This is a genomic window from Streptomyces sparsogenes (genome assembly GCF_001704635.1).
Lineage (GTDB): Bacteria > Actinomycetota > Actinomycetes > Streptomycetales > Streptomycetaceae > Streptomyces > Streptomyces sparsogenes.
Map to the genome: position 1 here is coordinate 80,324 of NZ_MAXF01000041.1, position 14,221 is coordinate 94,544.

At 74.3% G+C, this 14,221-nt stretch carries 12 protein-coding genes; 7 read left to right on the forward strand and 5 right to left on the reverse strand.

Annotated features, from left to right (window positions below; all coding sequences use genetic code 11):
• Window positions 1-39 precede the first annotated feature (39 nt).
• A complete protein-coding gene (locus BBH68_RS09995) occupies window positions 40-1,542 on the forward strand; it encodes an MFS transporter (protein WP_065960853.1) in 1,503 nt (500 codons plus the stop codon).
• Window positions 1,543-1,585: 43 nt separating this feature from the next.
• On the opposite strand, the gene BBH68_RS10000 is transcribed toward BBH68_RS09995, so the two are convergent.
• The gene (locus BBH68_RS10000) at window positions 1,586-1,945 is read right to left on the reverse strand and encodes an STAS domain-containing protein (RefSeq protein WP_065960855.1); all 360 of its coding nucleotides are present in this window, start codon (window positions 1,943-1,945) and stop codon (window positions 1,586-1,588) included.
• 301 nt (window positions 1,946-2,246) lie between these two features.
• Here BBH68_RS10000 and BBH68_RS10005 point away from each other — a divergent pair, with 301 nt between their 5' ends.
• Both BBH68_RS10005 and BBH68_RS10010 read left to right on the forward strand, forming a co-directional pair.
• Window positions 2,247-2,870 carry a sigma-70 family RNA polymerase sigma factor gene (locus BBH68_RS10005; RefSeq protein WP_065960857.1) on the forward strand — a complete coding sequence of 208 codons (624 nt, stop codon included), beginning with the start codon at window positions 2,247-2,249 and terminating at the stop codon, window positions 2,868-2,870.
• Window positions 2,867-4,264, forward strand: a complete 1,398-nt coding sequence (locus BBH68_RS10010; RefSeq protein WP_065960858.1) for a maleylpyruvate isomerase N-terminal domain-containing protein — start codon at window positions 2,867-2,869, stop codon at window positions 4,262-4,264. Before BBH68_RS10005 ends, BBH68_RS10010 begins: the two co-directional genes overlap by 4 nt.
• Before the next feature lie 31 nt (window positions 4,265-4,295).
• Here the strand turns inward: BBH68_RS10010 and purU are convergent, their stop codons facing one another.
• Window positions 4,296-5,168 (reverse strand): formyltetrahydrofolate deformylase, encoded by an 873-nt coding sequence (purU, locus tag BBH68_RS10015; protein ID WP_065960859.1) that lies wholly within the window; start codon window positions 5,166-5,168, stop codon window positions 4,296-4,298.
• A 32-nt stretch (window positions 5,169-5,200) separates the two neighbouring features.
• A complete protein-coding gene (locus BBH68_RS10020; protein WP_065960861.1) occupies window positions 5,201-5,647 on the reverse strand; it encodes an SCO4402 family protein in 447 nt (148 codons plus the stop codon).
• Between the two features lie 171 nt (window positions 5,648-5,818).
• Here BBH68_RS10020 and BBH68_RS10025 point away from each other — a divergent pair, with 171 nt between their 5' ends.
• Entirely contained in the window at window positions 5,819-7,132 is a 1,314-nt protein-coding gene (locus tag BBH68_RS10025; protein WP_065960863.1) for an ABC transporter substrate-binding protein, read from the forward strand.
• Window positions 7,133-7,236: 104 nt separating this feature from the next.
• Here the strand turns inward: BBH68_RS10025 and BBH68_RS10030 are convergent, their stop codons facing one another.
• On the reverse strand, window positions 7,237-9,075 hold the full coding sequence (locus tag BBH68_RS10030) for a hypothetical protein (protein ID WP_065960865.1): 1,839 nt from the start codon (window positions 9,073-9,075) through the stop codon (window positions 7,237-7,239).
• Between the two features lie 110 nt (window positions 9,076-9,185).
• On the reverse strand, window positions 9,186-10,577 hold the full coding sequence (locus tag BBH68_RS10035; RefSeq protein WP_065960867.1) for an NsdA family TPR-like regulatory protein: 1,392 nt from the start codon (window positions 10,575-10,577) through the stop codon (window positions 9,186-9,188).
• Between the two features lie 389 nt (window positions 10,578-10,966).
• Here BBH68_RS10035 and BBH68_RS10040 point away from each other — a divergent pair, with 389 nt between their 5' ends.
• The 3 genes from BBH68_RS10040 to BBH68_RS10050 all read left to right on the forward strand — a co-directional run bounded on the left by BBH68_RS10040 (window position 10,967) and on the right by BBH68_RS10050 (window position 14,198).
• Window positions 10,967-11,632: a bifunctional DNA primase/polymerase gene (locus BBH68_RS10040; RefSeq protein WP_065960932.1), complete on the forward strand. Its 666-nt coding sequence runs from the start codon at window positions 10,967-10,969 to the stop codon at window positions 11,630-11,632.
• A 77-nt stretch (window positions 11,633-11,709) separates the two neighbouring features.
• Window positions 11,710-12,579: an ABC transporter ATP-binding protein gene (locus tag BBH68_RS10045; protein ID WP_425428798.1), complete on the forward strand. Its 870-nt coding sequence runs from the start codon at window positions 11,710-11,712 to the stop codon at window positions 12,577-12,579.
• Entirely contained in the window at window positions 12,576-14,198 is a 1,623-nt protein-coding gene (locus BBH68_RS10050) for a transporter (RefSeq protein ID WP_065960872.1), read from the forward strand. Before BBH68_RS10045 ends, BBH68_RS10050 begins: the two co-directional genes overlap by 4 nt.
• The last annotated feature ends 23 nt before the right edge of the window (window positions 14,199-14,221 follow it).

The window sequence follows — 14,221 nt, forward strand, 5'->3', positions numbered from 1 at the left end:
CGGTCATCCGGTGGCCGCTACCGGTGCCACGGTGCGGGCATGGCTCACTCCTCCCGCACCCCCGCGCAGGAAGCACCAGTGGCCGGCCGCCGGTCGTCCCTCGCGCTGCTCATCATGCTGTTCGCCTCGTTCATGGACCTGCTCGACGTCACCATCGTCACGGTCGCCGCCCCGGACATCGCCACCGACCTGCACGCCTCCCAGTCGCAGTTGCAGTGGATGCTCGCGGCCTACACCCTCGCGCTGGGGTCCGGCCTGATCACGGGGGGACGAGTCGGCGACGACCACGGCCGCCGCAAGGTCTTCCTCGTCTCCCTGGCGTGCTTCGCAGTCGCGTCCGCCGCGTGCGCTCTGGCCCCCTCGGCCGGGGTCCTGATCGCGGTCCGGGCGGTGCAGGGCTTGGCCGGGGGGTTCATGGTCCCGCAGGTCTTCGGCATCATCCGGTCGTCGTTCGAGCCGGCCGCGATGGCCAGGGCCTTCGGCGCGTACGGGGCCGTCCAGGGTCTGGCGTCGGTCGCCGGGCCGCTGCTGGGCGGAGCGCTCGTCGACACGGACCCGTGGGGCCTGGGGTGGCGCGCGATTTTCTGGATCAACGTCCCCGTCGCAGTCCTCGCCCTCGCGCTGGGTGTCCGGGTGCTTCCCGAGTCGCTCGCACCGGTGCGCGCCCGTCTGGACGTGGCCGGGGCCGTGCTGGTCGCGGTTGCGGTGCTCCTGGTGCTGCTGCCGCTGGTGCAGGGCCGGGACTGGGGGTGGCCGGCGTTCGGGTGGGCCCTGCTCGCGACCGGGCTGCTGCTCCTGGCAGTGTTCCTGGCCTACGAGCGGGCCCTGACCCGCCGGGGCGGTCAGCCCGTGCTGAACCCGGCCCTGCTGTCGATCCGGCCGTTCGCCGCGGGCCTGGTGGCGTCGGTGTTGTTCTTCGGCGGCCTGGCCTCGTTCTTCCTGGTCCTGTCGGTCTATCTGCAGGCCGGCACCGGCCGCTCCGCGTGGGACACCGGCCTGGTGATCCTGCCGTACGCGATCGGGTCGATGATCACCTCTGGTGCCGGGGTCGCCCTCGCGGCGCGGGCCGGCCGCGCCCTCGTCGTCACCGGCGCCCTGACCCTGGCCGCTTCCCAGGGGCTGCTGTGGTGGCTGGTCAGCGACGGCGCCACGGCCCCGGGCTACTGGCCGCTGGCCGGCGCCCTGTTCCTCGGTGGCCTCGGCCTGGGACTGGGTGCGCCGATCCTGGTCAACATCGTCCTGGCCGGTGTGCCCGGCCACCACGCCGGCGCCGCCGGCGGGGTCCTGTCGACGGTGAACCAGATCGGCGGCGCCGCCGGTGTCGCCGTCCTCGGCACCGTCTTCTTCAACGCCCTCATCCCGGCCGCCGGGACAGCGTCCGACGAACCAGCGCGGCTGTTCGGCCACGCCCTCGCTCAGGTGATGCCCTGGCAGGTCGCCGCCTACGTCCTCGCCGCCGTCGCGATGCTCGCCCTGCCCAAGACCGCCGCCACCCCGCCGGCAGTGACCGCACCGCCCGCCCGGACGAGGAGCACACGATGAATGGTTCGCGCAGCGAGGCGCCACCAGGCCGGGTGGCCGCCGGCTAGGCGGTCAGCGGGTCCGCGGCGCTGTCGGTGGCGGCGGCCAGGTCGGGGTAGACCTCGAAGAGGCGGCGGACGCCGAGGGCGGCCAGGACCCGGTGGACGTGGGAGCCGGGCGCGGCGCCCTGTGGGGGGAGGATCAGCCGGAGGCGTCCGGAGCAGGACCGCATGAGGCGGCGGGCCGCGATGAGCACGCCGACGCCGCTGGAGTCGCAGAAGCGGACCTCTTGCAGGTCGAGCACCAGCCGGTGGCGGCCCTCGGCGACCGCGTCGTGCACGTGCTGCCGGACCGCGGGGGAGGTCACCAGGTCCATCTCTCCCGAGACCTGGAGAACGACCCACTCCCCCCGTCGGTCCTCCATCACCTTCAACGTCACGCGCCCGAAGCCCTTCGCTCGCCCGCAAACCGGAATCGATTGTTCCCGGGCGGCTGCCCGCCCGGCGCCCCACCAAACACCCCCCGGCGGAAGCCGGAGATGACGACCTTATGTCGTGCGGAAGCGTTTCGTCGCGGGATTCCTGCGCAAAGTGACCGGCCCAATACCATCCGCAGCCCGGCCGCGCCGCACTTTGCCGCATGGGGGCGTGTTCTGCCAGCCCCCCGCACTACATTCGATAGGACGGTGACACCCGAACAACTCGAGCACGAGGGATGGGGGCCACATGGCGAACGACGCACCGCCCCGCTGGGACCGCAGGATGCAGCAACGCCTGGCGCGCGGAGAGGCCGCCGCGCTGGGCGAGTTGTACGACCGGTTCGCCTCCCTCGTCCACAATCTCGCCCATCGGGTCCTGGAGGACGAGGAGGCCGCCGACCGCGTCACCCGTGAAGTGTTCGGCTACGCCTGGGAGAACCCGGGCGCGTACGACCCCCAGCAGGGCTCGCTGCGCTCGTGGATCGCCACGCTGGCCCACCGCCAGGCGGTGCACCGGCTGCGGGAGGCCGAGGCGCGCGCCGCGGCCGACCCGGCCGGGGACGGCACCGCCGGGGAAGGCGCCGTAGCGGCGCGGGGCAGGCGTACGGCGGAGGACATCGAGGAGCGGATCCGCGAGGCCTCCGTGGCCGCCCGCGCCGACTACATCGTCACGTCCATGCCCGCCCCGCTGCGCGCCGCGCTCGAGCTGGCCTACTTCGACCGCCGCGACTACCGGCAGACCGCGGCCGAACTCGGCGTGACGGAGGACGAGGCCAGGCGCCGGCTGCGGCTGGGGCTGCAACTGCTGTCCACGGCCCGCGCGCCGCTCCCCGAGGCCGGTCCGCCTCCCGGGTACGGGCGGGCCCTGTGAGCAGACCCGATGACGGCACCGGCGGCACCGAGCCCGCCGAGGCGCCGCGCATACCCCCGCCGCGGCCGGCCGCCGAGGACAGCGGCCGCTGGCCCGCCCACTGGCACCCCGCTCCCCCGGCGGACGGGGCGCCCCCGCCGCGCGGACCCCAGGAGCCACGCCGACCCCAGGAGCCACACGAGCAGCAGGAGCAGCAGGAGCCACAGGAGCATCAGGAGCCCGCTGCCGAAAGCCGTGGCCGGCTACCCGCCCCGCCTGTCCCGCCGGTCCCGCCACCCGCGCCCCAGCTCTCCCACGCGGTGCTGAAGTCGCTGCTGGGCGCCTGGGCCCTGGCGGCCTGCCCGCCCGAGGAGACCGCCGCCGTGGAGGCGCACCTCAACCACTGCAATCCCTGCGCCGACGAGGCCCTGCGGCTGCGTGAGGCGGTCGGCCTGCTCCACACCGAGCAGAGCCTCGACCTCGACCCGCTGCTGCGCTCCCGGGTGCTCGCGGGCTGCCTGGGCCGCCGCCCGGCCCGGATCCCGGTGCCCGACTGGGCGGGGGTGTACGACGCGGAGGCCGCCCGGCTGGACGCGCTGCTGCGCGACATGGGCGAGGCGGAGTGGCGGGCGCCGGTGCGGCTGCGGTGGTTCGACGGACGGCGGCAGGTGGGGCGGGACACCACCGTTGCCGGGGTGATCGGCCACCTGATGGTGGTCGACGGCATCCTCGCCGCCTCGCTCGGGCTGCCCGACCCGCTGGGCGCCGACGCCCCGGGCGACCCGGAGGCCCGTACCGAGGCGTACTGGCACGACGGCCCCGAGCTGAGCCCCGAGGCCGCGGCGGAGCCGGAGGCGGTGCGCGAGCCGTGGCGGGAGCAGGGCCACGCGCTGGTGCGCACGGTGTCCTTCGCCGGGCGCGGCGCCCGGATGCTCCCCGTGCCGTACGGGGGCTTCTCCCTGCCGCTGCGCGACTCGTTCGTCGACCGCGCCTTCGAGTGCTGGGTGCACGCCGGGGACATCGCGGAGGCGATCGACTACCCGTACGAGCCACCCGCCTCGGCCCACCTCAGACGGATGGTCGACCTGTACGCCCGGCTGCTGCCCGACGCGCTCGCGCAGCGCCGCCGGGCCGGGCTCGCGGGGCCGCCCCGGCGGCTGGGCACGGCGGGCGCGCCGGGCCGCACGCTCCATCTGGAGGTCGAGGGCAGCGGCCACTGGTACATCCCGCTGGACTCCCCCGCCGCGCTGCCCTCCGAGGCGGAGACGGTGGCCAGGATCGCCCTCGACCGCGAGGCCTTCTACCAGCTCGCGGCCGGTCATGTGCCGCCCGAGGAGGCGGCCGCGGGACAGATCGGCGACCCGGAGGCGATCCGCGACGTCCTCTTCGCGACGGCGTCCCTGTCGCGAATGTGAGCGGCCGGGGGCGCCCCCGTCAGAGGGTTCCTCAGGCGAAGACGACCGTGCGGTGGCCGTTGAGGAGCACCCGCCGCTCGCTGTGCCACTTCACCGCCCGCGCCAGCGCCTGGCACTCCACGTCGCGCCCGACCGCCACCAGCTGCTCGGGGGTCAGCGCATGGCCGACCCGCTCGACCTCCTGCTCGATGATCGGCCCCTCGTCCAGGTCGGCCGTCACATAGTGGGCCGTGGCACCGATCAGCTTCACGCCCCGGGCGTGCGCCTGGTGGTACGGCTTGGCGCCCTTGAAGCTCGGGAGGAAGGAGTGGTGGATGTTGATGATGCGCCCCGCCAGCCGCTTGCACAGGTCGTCCGAGAGCACCTGCATGTAGCGGGCCAGGACCACCAGCTCGACCTTCTCCTCCTCCACCAGCTCCAGCAGCTCGGCCTCCGCCTGGCCCTTGGTGTCCTTCGTCACCGGGATGTGCCGGAACGGCACCCCGTACGAGCCCACCAGCTCCTCGAAGTCGGTGTGGTTGGAGACCACCGCCGCGATCTCCACGGGCAGCGCCCCGATCCGCGAGCGGAAGAGCAGGTCGTTCAGGCAGTGGCCGAACTTGCTGACCATCAGCACGACCCGCATCTTCTCCCCGGCCGGGTGGATCTGCCAGTCCATGTGGAAGGACTCGCCCACCGCCGCGAAGCTCGCCCGCAGGTCCTCCACCCGCACCGGCGAGACCGCGCGGAAGTGCACCCGCATGAAGAAGAGCCCCGTGTCCCGGTCCCCGAACTGCTGGCTGTCCTCGATGTTGCAGCCGGTCATGAAGAGGTAGCTGGACACGGCGTGCACGATGCCCTGCTTGTCGGGGCAGGACAGGGTGAGGACGTACTGGTCGGGGGCGGCGGAATGCGACTGGCTCATGACTCCATAGCGTCGCACACCCGGGAGGACCCCTAGACCGAGCGCGTCATGATCGCCAGCACTTCGAGGGTGTGCGGGGGCACGTCCGGGTCCTCGCCGTCGTTGGTCGCGAGCCGCACATGCGCCTCGCGCGCCGCCCGGACGGCCTCGGGCCAGGCGTGGTGCGCCAGATAGGCCGAGACCGGGGCGTCCGCGCCCACCTGGTGCATGATCCGCAGCACCCTCAGGACCGCGACGTCGACGAGCGCCGCCTCCTGCGAGTCGCGGAAGATCGTGCCGACGTACTTCTCGGCCGACCAGTTGTCCAGCCAGGTGTCCTCCACCAGCCGGTACACGGCATCGGTGACGTCCCCGTATCCGTCCTGTCCCGCCAGCCAGCACTCCTGCTGGAAGACGGGGTCGGAAAGCATGTGCAGCGCCGAGCGCACATTGCTGCGCCAGCGCCACCACGGCATGTCATTGACAGGCATGGCGCCCATGGTGGTCGAGCGACGGGCGCGACGGGAAGACTTCTCCGAACCTTGCACAGGAATCGATCGTACGTTCCTCACGGACGGACACGTACCGCCCCCCGTAATTCACCCTCCCGTCACTTTCCTGTCAATTGCGATAGTCACCCCGTTACATACGGAACGCCACGCTCGCATGTCATGACCGGATGGCGACGTTTCTCCCCTCGGCTCTCCCCGCGGCCGTGGCTGACGGCGATGCTCTGCGCGGCCGTCGGGGCGGGGGCGCTGACCGGCTGCGGCACCCTCGGCGGGGCCGGGTCCGAGCCTCCGATCACCGTCATGACCTGGGCGCCCGAGGGCACCAAGGCGACCAACATGCCCGGCATGCCCGCCATGGCGCAGGCGTACGCCCGCTGGGTCAACGCCTCCGGCGGCATCCACGGCCGCAAGCTGAAGGTCATCACCTGCAACGAGCGCAACGACCCCTCCGAGGCCGCGCGCTGCGCCCGGCGGGCGGCCTCCGAGAAGGTCGTCGCGGTCGTCGGCTCGTACAGCCAGTACGGCCGCTACTTCATCTCCGCCCTGGAGGGCGCGGGCATCCCGTACATCGGCGGATACGGGCTGACCCAGGAGGAGTTCGACAGCCCCTACTCCTACCCGGTCAACGGCGGCCAGGCCGCCCTGCTGGCCGGCAACGGCCGGCAGCTCGCCTCCGTCTGCCACCGCGTCGCCCTCGTCCGCCCCGACACCATCGCGGGCGACGCGTTCCCCGACCTCCTCGACGCGGGCCTGGCGGCCGGCGGGCGCCAGGCGGCCGAGGACGTCCGCGCCCCCGAGGACGCCGGGGACTACACCCGGCAGGCCGGCGCCGCCCTGAACCGGGTGGGCGCCGAGACCTCCCTCGGCGGCGCCGCGCAGGGCGCCGAGCTGTCCGGCTCCTGCGTGACCGCGGCGCTTGGGCAGCGCACCAGCACCTTCTTCGACTCCTTCCGGCGGCTCCAGGAGGACCACCCGAAGGTACGGATCGCCTCCGTGCTCGGCAGCGTCCGCCAGTCCCTCGTGGACAGCACCGGCGGCCGCGAGAGCCCGCTGGAGGGCGCGTACGCCACCGGCTGGTACCCGGCCGCGGACGATCCGCGCTGGGGGCCCATGAAGAAGGTCATCAAGCGGTACGCCTTCGACGACGACAACATCGACGCGGAGGACCCCGGCACCCAGACCACCTGGATCGCCTACACCGTGCTGCGCTCGGTCCTGAACGCCCTGGACGCCGACGACATCAGCGCCCGCACGGTCCGGCGTGCCCTGGACAACGGCCACGCGGCCGGCACGGGCGGCCTGACGCCGACCCTGCGCTGGGGCTTCAAGGACTCGCTGGCCATCCACGGCTATCCGCGCCTCGTCAACGCGGACGTGACCTACCAGGTGGTGCGGGACGGGCGGCTGGTCGCGGTCCGCGAGGGGTCCGTCAACGTCGCGGGGACCCTCCAGCGGTACGCCCCGAGGGGCTAGCGGCCGAAGCCCGGGTTCGCGGTGCGTTTCGCGGTGAGTATGGGACAGCGACACGCCGAGGCGACGGCGTGTCGCTGTCCCATACTCACCGCAAAGCCACCGGACTACAGGTCCGTCGCCTGGTGCGAGGTCAGGCCGTACTTCGTGGCGATCGGGTTCCACAGCTCGGCCGCCCTCTTCTTGGCCGTGGTCGCCTCGCCGCTCGCCCGCTCCGCCGCGCCCACCCGGGGCGTCGTGCGGGCCCTGCCCTTGTGGCAGCCCTTCTTGCCGCCGACCTGGTCGGCCCACGCCGCGTACTGGTTGTCGGCCGTGGCGGAGGACCGCCACGCCTTGGTCAGGGAGGAGGTCAACTCGGCGTGGTTGGGCAGCTTGTCGACGGAGATCTTGCCCAGCCGGGTGACGAGGTCGGTGCGCTGGCCGGCGGCGGTGCGCAGGTTGGTGGCGGCGGTGGACAGGTTCTTGCAGGACCTGATGTCCCCCACGGCCTTGATCACCGCCGCGCGGCTGTTGTTGCTGTCCGCGAGCAGCGCGTCGAGCGCCTTGGCCTGCGCCTCGACGGGGTCGGCCGCCTTGGTCGGCTCGTCGTCGGTCTTGGTGTCCGGCGTCTCGCTCTCCGAGGCCTTCGTGTCCTTCTTGTCGTCGTCGCCCCCCGCGCTGAGCGCCGCTCCGGCGGCGAGGCCGGCGAGGGCGCAGCCCGCGACGACGATGCCGATGAGGGCCGCGGGTGACATCTTCCGGCCGCCGCGCTTGCCCCGGCCCCCGCCGCCGTCGGCGGGGGCGGGCGCGGGCGGCTGCGGGCCCTGGTCGCCGAACTGCGGCAGCTGCTGCGTCGAGTCCGCCGGTTCGGCGGGCGCGCCGTCGGCACGGAACAGGCCGTCGAACTCCGACGGCGGGGGCCGGTCCCCCGGCATGCCGGGGCGGATCGCGTACGGGGCGGAGCCGGGCCGCGCCGGGCCGCCCTGCGGCTGCGGCGGCTGCCCGGCGGCCGGGATCGGCCCGGGCAGGACCTGCGTCTCCTCGGCGGCGCCGGGGGCGGGCTGACCTGAAGCGGGCTGGCCGGGGGCCGGCTGGGGGGCGCCGTGGCGGGGGCGGCCGGGGCGGACGGCCCGCAGCATCGTGGTGGACTCGTTGTCCGATTCGGGGCGCGACTGGGCGTGCGGCTGGGACTGGGACTGCGACTGCGGCTGCGCGGGCTGGTTCTCCGGCGGCAGCGGGGTGTTCGCGGCGGCTGGCTGGGCGTGGGCCGGCGGGGCGGTGTGGGCCGCGCCCTCGGGCGGCAGCGGCATCGCGCCGGGCATCTGCCCGGAAACGGGCGGTATGTACTGCGTCGGCTCGGAGTCGGCCGCGGGCGGCCCGGCGTAGCCGGACTGCGGCGGCAGCACTTGGGTCTGATCGGCGGGCCCGGCAGGCATGCCGGGTCCGGCGGCGCCGGCGAAGGGCTGCGCCTGTCTCTCCGGAGACTGCGGCTGCCCGTGCGGCGGCGGCTGCATGTGCGGCGGCTGGGCCTGCGCCTGCGGCTGGCCGTGCGCGGGCCAGCCCTGCTGGGCATACGGCTGCTGCCCCTGGGCGGGCAGCGGCGCGCCCTGCGGCCCGCCGTACGACGCGCCGGGGGGTTGCGGCGCGCCGGGGGGCGGGGTCTGCGGCGGCTGCTGCGGCCAGCCCTGCTGGGAGCCCGGCTGGGGGTGGGGCGCGCCTTCCGGCGGCAGCGGCTGGGCCAGCGGCGCGCCGGGCTGCCCGGCGCCCTGCGGCCCGCCTTGCGGAGCACCCTGCGGGCCCCACGGCTGCCCCCATGCCTGGCCGCCGGCCGGGGCCGCCTGGTGCTGGTCCTGGGCCCGCTGATCGCCCTGAGCGGGCAGCACGACACCCTCGCGCACGGGCTGCGAAGGCTGCGCGGGCGGGACCGCAGGCAGCTGCGGCTCGTTCCCCTGTCCGCTCTGCGTCACCGGGACTCCTTGGCTATGCGAACTTACGGAATCAACGGCTCACGCTACCGGGTCCCCGGACGCGGCGGTGCCCGGTGGACCCGCGGGACGGAGAGACGCTGGTCACCGCGTCAGGCCGCCTGTACCTCCAGCCGCGCCCCGAATTCCCGCACCACCGGCTCGTCCCGATACGGCTCCAGCCGCTGCTGGAAGTCGTCCAGATACTCCACCCCCCGGTTGGAGCGCAGGGATCCGAGCAGCTCGACCGCCTGGGTGCCGGTGTGGCAGGCCTGTTCCACCTCGCGCTGCTGCACCAGCGACGTGGCCAGCAGCAACAGCCCGATCGCCCGCCGCCGCACCCGGCCCTCCGGGTGGCCCGCCAGGGCCTCCTCCGCGCGGCGCCTGGCGGGCTCGGCCTGGCCGAGGTCGCGGTGGCAGTGGGCCAACTCGTCGGCCAGGTAGGCGTGGTCGAAGTGGCGGATCCACACCGGCTCGTCGCCGGACTCCCCGCCGCTGCCCACCGCCCGCTCCATCGCGTCCAGCGCGCGGCCCGCCGCGACCTGGCAGGCGCGCCCGTCGCCCAGCAGGGCGTGGCCGCGGGCCTCGGCGGCCAGGAACAGCGACTCGGCGCGCGGCGGCACCTGCCCGCGCGCGCCTTCCTGCGCGGCCTTCGCCAACTGGGCGATCTCCCGGGGGTTTCCGAGCTGGGCCGCGAGGTGGCTCATGCTCGCGGCCAGCACATACCCGCCGTAACCCCGGTCCCCGGCGGCCTGGGCCAGCCGCAGCGCCTGGATGTAGTAGCGCTGGGCGAGCCCGGACTGGCCCGTGTCGACCGCCATGTAGCCGGCCAGCTCGGTCAGCCTGGCGACCGCGGCGAACAACTCGCGCCCCACCGACTCCCGGTAGGAGCCGGCCAGCAGCCCGGAGACCACGCTGTTCAGATAGTGGACGACGACGGGGCGCACATGCCCGCTCCCGTACCGGTGGTCCAGCTCGATGAGCGCGTCGGTGGTCGCCCGCACCGCCGCCACGTCGGACCTGCCGACCTTCGCCCCGGCCGTCCGCGCGACCTGCGTGTCCGTGCCGGTGATCAGCCAGTCGCGGCTGGGCTCCACCAGCGCCGAGGCGGCGACCGTCGAACCGCTCAGGAAGTCGCGGCGCCCGACGTCGCTCCGCCACAGCTCGCAGACCTGCTCTATCGCGCCGAGGACGGTGGGCGAGAACTGAAGCCCCACCCCCGAGGCGAGGTTCTTGCCGTTGGCCATGCCGATCTCGTCGATCGTGACCGTACGGCCGAGCTTGCGGCCGAGCGCCTCGGCGATGATGCCCGGGGCCCGGCCCCTCGGCTGCTGGCCGCGCAGCCAGCGGGCGACCGAGGTCTTGTCGTAGCGCAGATCGAGACCGTGCTCGGCGCCGCACATGTTGACCCTGCGCGCCAAGCCGGCGTTGGAGCACCCGGCTTCCTGAATAAGCGCCTGCAGCCTCTCGTTCGGCTGCCGCGCCACAAGCGGCCTAGCGGCCATGGTTTACCCCCAGTGACTGCTGTGCGTTTACGGCGGATGCCGTCCCTGTTGATCACTGCCCCGCGAATAGCGCGGATACGCCAGACATGCGGGGAATGAAGGACTTGCCCGAATTGACCGCGATCGTACGCGTACGGCGCCGACAGGAGTCCAGGGCCGTGCCCTGGAGCACGGCACGGCCCACCGGACACTCGTACGCCCGTCACGCATGGTGGCTACCCGCTCACACAGCCGCGTCCCCGTGCGCGCCCCCGACCGTGCTCCCATGCGCCCCGCATGCCGATATTTTTAAGGCCCGTATTTTTTACGGCCCGGTGCGCCTCCGGGCCGCCCCTCGGGGGGCGTAACCCCGGAACAGCGCGGAAGTTGTGCTGGTCGTGGACGAGACCATGGACGTGACAGACGACGTGACAGACGTGACAGGAGCACCACAGATCCCCCAGCAGCGCGGGGAGGGACTGCAGGACGCGGCGGTGCGCTACGCGGAGGAGCGGCACTGGGACGTGCTGCCCGGCGCCTGGCTCGAACCCGTGGCCGGCGTCGACCAGTGCAGCTGCGGCGCGGCGGACTGCCCCGCGCCCGGCGCCCATCCGACCCGCGCCGACTGGGCGGACCAGGCGACCGGCAGCCCCGTCGTGGCGCGCCGCATGTGGAGCGGCGCGCCGCGCGCCTCGATCCTGCTGCCGACCGGGCGCACCTTCGACGCGCTCGACGTGCCGGAGACGGCGGGCTGTCTGGCGCTGGCGCGCATGGAGCGCCTGGGGGTCGAGCTGGGCCCGGTCACCTCCACCCCGGGGCGCAGGATGCTCTTCTTCGTCCTGCCCGGCGCCGCAGCCAAGATCCCGCACCTGGTGCGGAACCAGGGCTGGTCGCCCGCCTCGATCGACCTCGTGGCGCACGGCGAGGGCGACTACGTGGTCGCGCCGCCCACCCGCGTGGGGCGGCACGGCGCGGTCCAGTGGGCGCGCCGGCCGACCGCCGCCAACCGCTGGCTGCCGGACGCCGAGGAACTGGTCAGCGTCCTCGCCTACGCCTGCGGCCGCGACGGGCGCTGAGGCGCCCTGCGGGTCGCCGAGGCGCGCCGCGGGCGCGGAGGCCCGCGCGGCGCGCGCCGGTCGCGCACGTATCGTGGATGCCCGACGGGGGCGTTGACCGGCCTCCGCATGCGCGAAAGGCGGGACCGGTGGAGAAGGAGCCAGGGGAGCACGAGACGTCGGCCGGACGCGCGGGCACGCCGCCCGCCGTGCTCATACGGGGGCTGTGGAAGCGGTACGGGGAGCAGGTGGCGGTCGCCGGGATCGATCTCGAGCTGCCCGCCGGGCGGTTCATCGGACTGGTCGGACCCAACGGGGCAGGCAAGACGACCACCCTGTCCATGGTGACCGGGCTGCTGCGCCCCGACTCCGGCACGGTCGAGGTCGGCGGGCACGACGTATGGGGGGACCCGGTCGCGGTGAAGGCGCGGATCGGGGTGCTGCCCGAGGGGCTGCGGCTGTTCGAGCGGCTGTCGGGCCGCGAACTCCTCGACTACACCGGGCGACTGCGCGGCCTGGCCGCCGACGAGGTCGACAAGCGCGCCACGCAACTGCTGGACGTGCTGGACCTCGCGGGGTCGCAGCACAAGCTGGTCGTCGACTACTCGACCGGCATGCGGAAGAAGATCGGCCTGGCCGCCGCGCTGCTCCACAACCCGGAAGTCCTCTTCCTGGACGAGCCCTTCGAGGGCGTGGACCCGGTCTCCGCGCAGACCATCCGCGGCGTGCTGGAGCGCTACACCCGCTCCGGCGCCACCGTCGTCTTCTCCAGCCACGTCATGGAGCTGGTGGAGTCGCTGTGCGACTGGGTCGCGGTGCTCGCCGCCGGGCGGATCCGGGCCCAGGGCCCGCTGGCGGAGGTGCGGGGCGCGGCGCCCTCGCTTCAGGACGCCTTCCTGGAGCTGGTCGGCGCGAACGACCGCGCGGCCGGCCACGACCTCGACTGGCTGGGCGGCGGCGCCCGATGACCGCCACCGGCTCCCTGACCGCCCCCGCCCCCCTGACCGCGCTGTTCGTCCGGCTCAAGCTGTCCCTGCTGCGCAACGGGCTGCGGCAGTCGGCGAAGCGGCGCGCCGCGTACATCGGCTCCGTCGTCTTCACCCTCCTCTTCGCGGCGCTCCAACTGCTCGGCCTGATCGCGCTGCGCGGCCACGACCATGCCGCCGCGCTGGTCACCGTCCTCGCCGCGGTCTTCGCCCTCGGCTGGGCCGTGATGCCGCTGTTCTTCCCCAGCGGCGACGAGACCCTCGACCCCACCCGGCTGGTGATGCTGCCGCTGCGGCCCCGGCCGCTGGTCCTCGCCCTGCTGGTGTCCTCCCTGATCGGCATCGGCCCGCTGTTCACCCTCACCCTCGCGGTGGGGTCGGTGATCGCCGTGGCCCACGGCGCGGCGGCCGCGGCGGCGGGCGTGCTGGCCGTGGTCCTGACGATGCTGCTGTGCGCGGCGCTGGCGCGCGCCGTCGCCACCGCCAACACGCGGCTGCTCAGCAGCCGCCGGGGCCGCGATCTGGCGCTGCTCAGCGGCCTGTTCGTGGCGGTGGGCGCGCAGTTGCTCAACGTCGGTGTGGGGAAGCTGTCCGGCGAGAACGGGCTGGCCTCCCTGGAGCCGGTGGCCGACGTGCTGCGCTGGGTGCCGCCGGCGGCGGCCTTCGACGCCGTCCAGGGCGTCAGCGACGGCTCGTACGGGCCCGCGGCCGCCCAGTTCGCCCTGTCGGCGGCCGCGCTGGCCCTGCTGCTGTGGTGGTGGCAGCGCGGTCTCACCCACCTGATGACCTCGCCCGACTCCTCGACGATCCAGGCCGCCGAGCCCCGCCGCGAGCGCCCCGCGGGCGCCCGCCCGGCCCTCCACCGCCTGCTGCCCGACGACCGCACCGGCACGGTCGTACTGCGCACGCTGCGCTACGCGTGGCGGGACCCGAAGACCAAGTCGGCGTGGGTGACCTCGCTGGCCGTCGGCCTGCTGGTGCCCTTCGTCACCACCGTCCAGGGCGGCGGGAGCGTCTACACCGCCTGCTGGGCCGCGGGGCTGCTGGGCATGCAGATGTACAACCAGTTCGGGCAGGACTCCTCGGCGTTCTGGATGGTCGCGCAGACCATTTCCTCCCCGCGCGACGCCTACCTGGAGCTGCGCGGCCGCGCGCTGGCCCTCGCGCTGGTGGGCGTCCCGTACGTCACGCTGGTGGTGCTCGGCTCGGCCGCGCTCATGGACGAGTGGGCGGCGGCCCCCGAGGCGCTCGGCCTCGCCCTGGCGCTGTTCGGCGCGCTCGTGGCGACCGGCGCCATGACCTCGGCCCTGTACCCGTACTCCATCCCGCAGGACAGCGGCTACAAGAACGTGGTCCCGGCCCAGGCGGGGCTCGCGTGGGCGGGCATCTTCGGCGGCATGCTCACCGGCGCGGCGCTGTGCGCGCCGCTGATCGGCGCGACGATCTGGATGCACACGGCGGGCGCGGACGACCGGCTGTGGCTGCTCCTCCCCCTGGGCGCGGCGTACGGCGCGGCGCTCGCCCTGGCCGGCCTCCGCCTGGCCGCCCCCCGGGTGGCGGCCCGGCTGCCGGAGATCCTGACGGCGGTCACGAAGGGCTGACGCGCTGCCTGTCGGTCTCCCCC

What these genes read in the sequence shown, in the direction of transcription:
- BBH68_RS10040 (WP_065960932.1), top strand. Translation starts at nt 10,967, where the DNA reads ATGGACGTGACAGACGACGTGACAGACGTGACAGGAGCACCACAGATC.
- BBH68_RS10005 (WP_065960857.1), top strand. Translation starts at nt 2,247, where the DNA reads ATGGCGAACGACGCACCGCCCCGCTGGGACCGCAGGATGCAGCAACGC.
- BBH68_RS10045 (WP_425428798.1), top strand. Translation starts at nt 11,710, where the DNA reads ATGCCCGACGGGGGCGTTGACCGGCCTCCGCATGCGCGAAAGGCGGGA.
- BBH68_RS10000 (WP_065960855.1), bottom strand. Translation starts at nt 1,945, where the DNA reads ATGGAGGACCGACGGGGGGAGTGGGTCGTTCTCCAGGTCTCGGGAGAG.
- BBH68_RS10020 (WP_065960861.1), bottom strand. Translation starts at nt 5,647, where the DNA reads ATGGGCGCCATGCCTGTCAATGACATGCCGTGGTGGCGCTGGCGCAGC.
- BBH68_RS10025 (WP_065960863.1), top strand. Translation starts at nt 5,819, where the DNA reads ATGACCGGATGGCGACGTTTCTCCCCTCGGCTCTCCCCGCGGCCGTGG.
- BBH68_RS10050 (WP_065960872.1), top strand. Translation starts at nt 12,576, where the DNA reads ATGACCGCCACCGGCTCCCTGACCGCCCCCGCCCCCCTGACCGCGCTG.
- purU (WP_065960859.1), bottom strand. Translation starts at nt 5,168, where the DNA reads ATGAGCCAGTCGCATTCCGCCGCCCCCGACCAGTACGTCCTCACCCTG.
- BBH68_RS09995 (WP_065960853.1), top strand. Translation starts at nt 40, where the DNA reads ATGGCTCACTCCTCCCGCACCCCCGCGCAGGAAGCACCAGTGGCCGGC.
- BBH68_RS10035 (WP_065960867.1), bottom strand. Translation starts at nt 10,577, where the DNA reads ATGGCCGCTAGGCCGCTTGTGGCGCGGCAGCCGAACGAGAGGCTGCAG.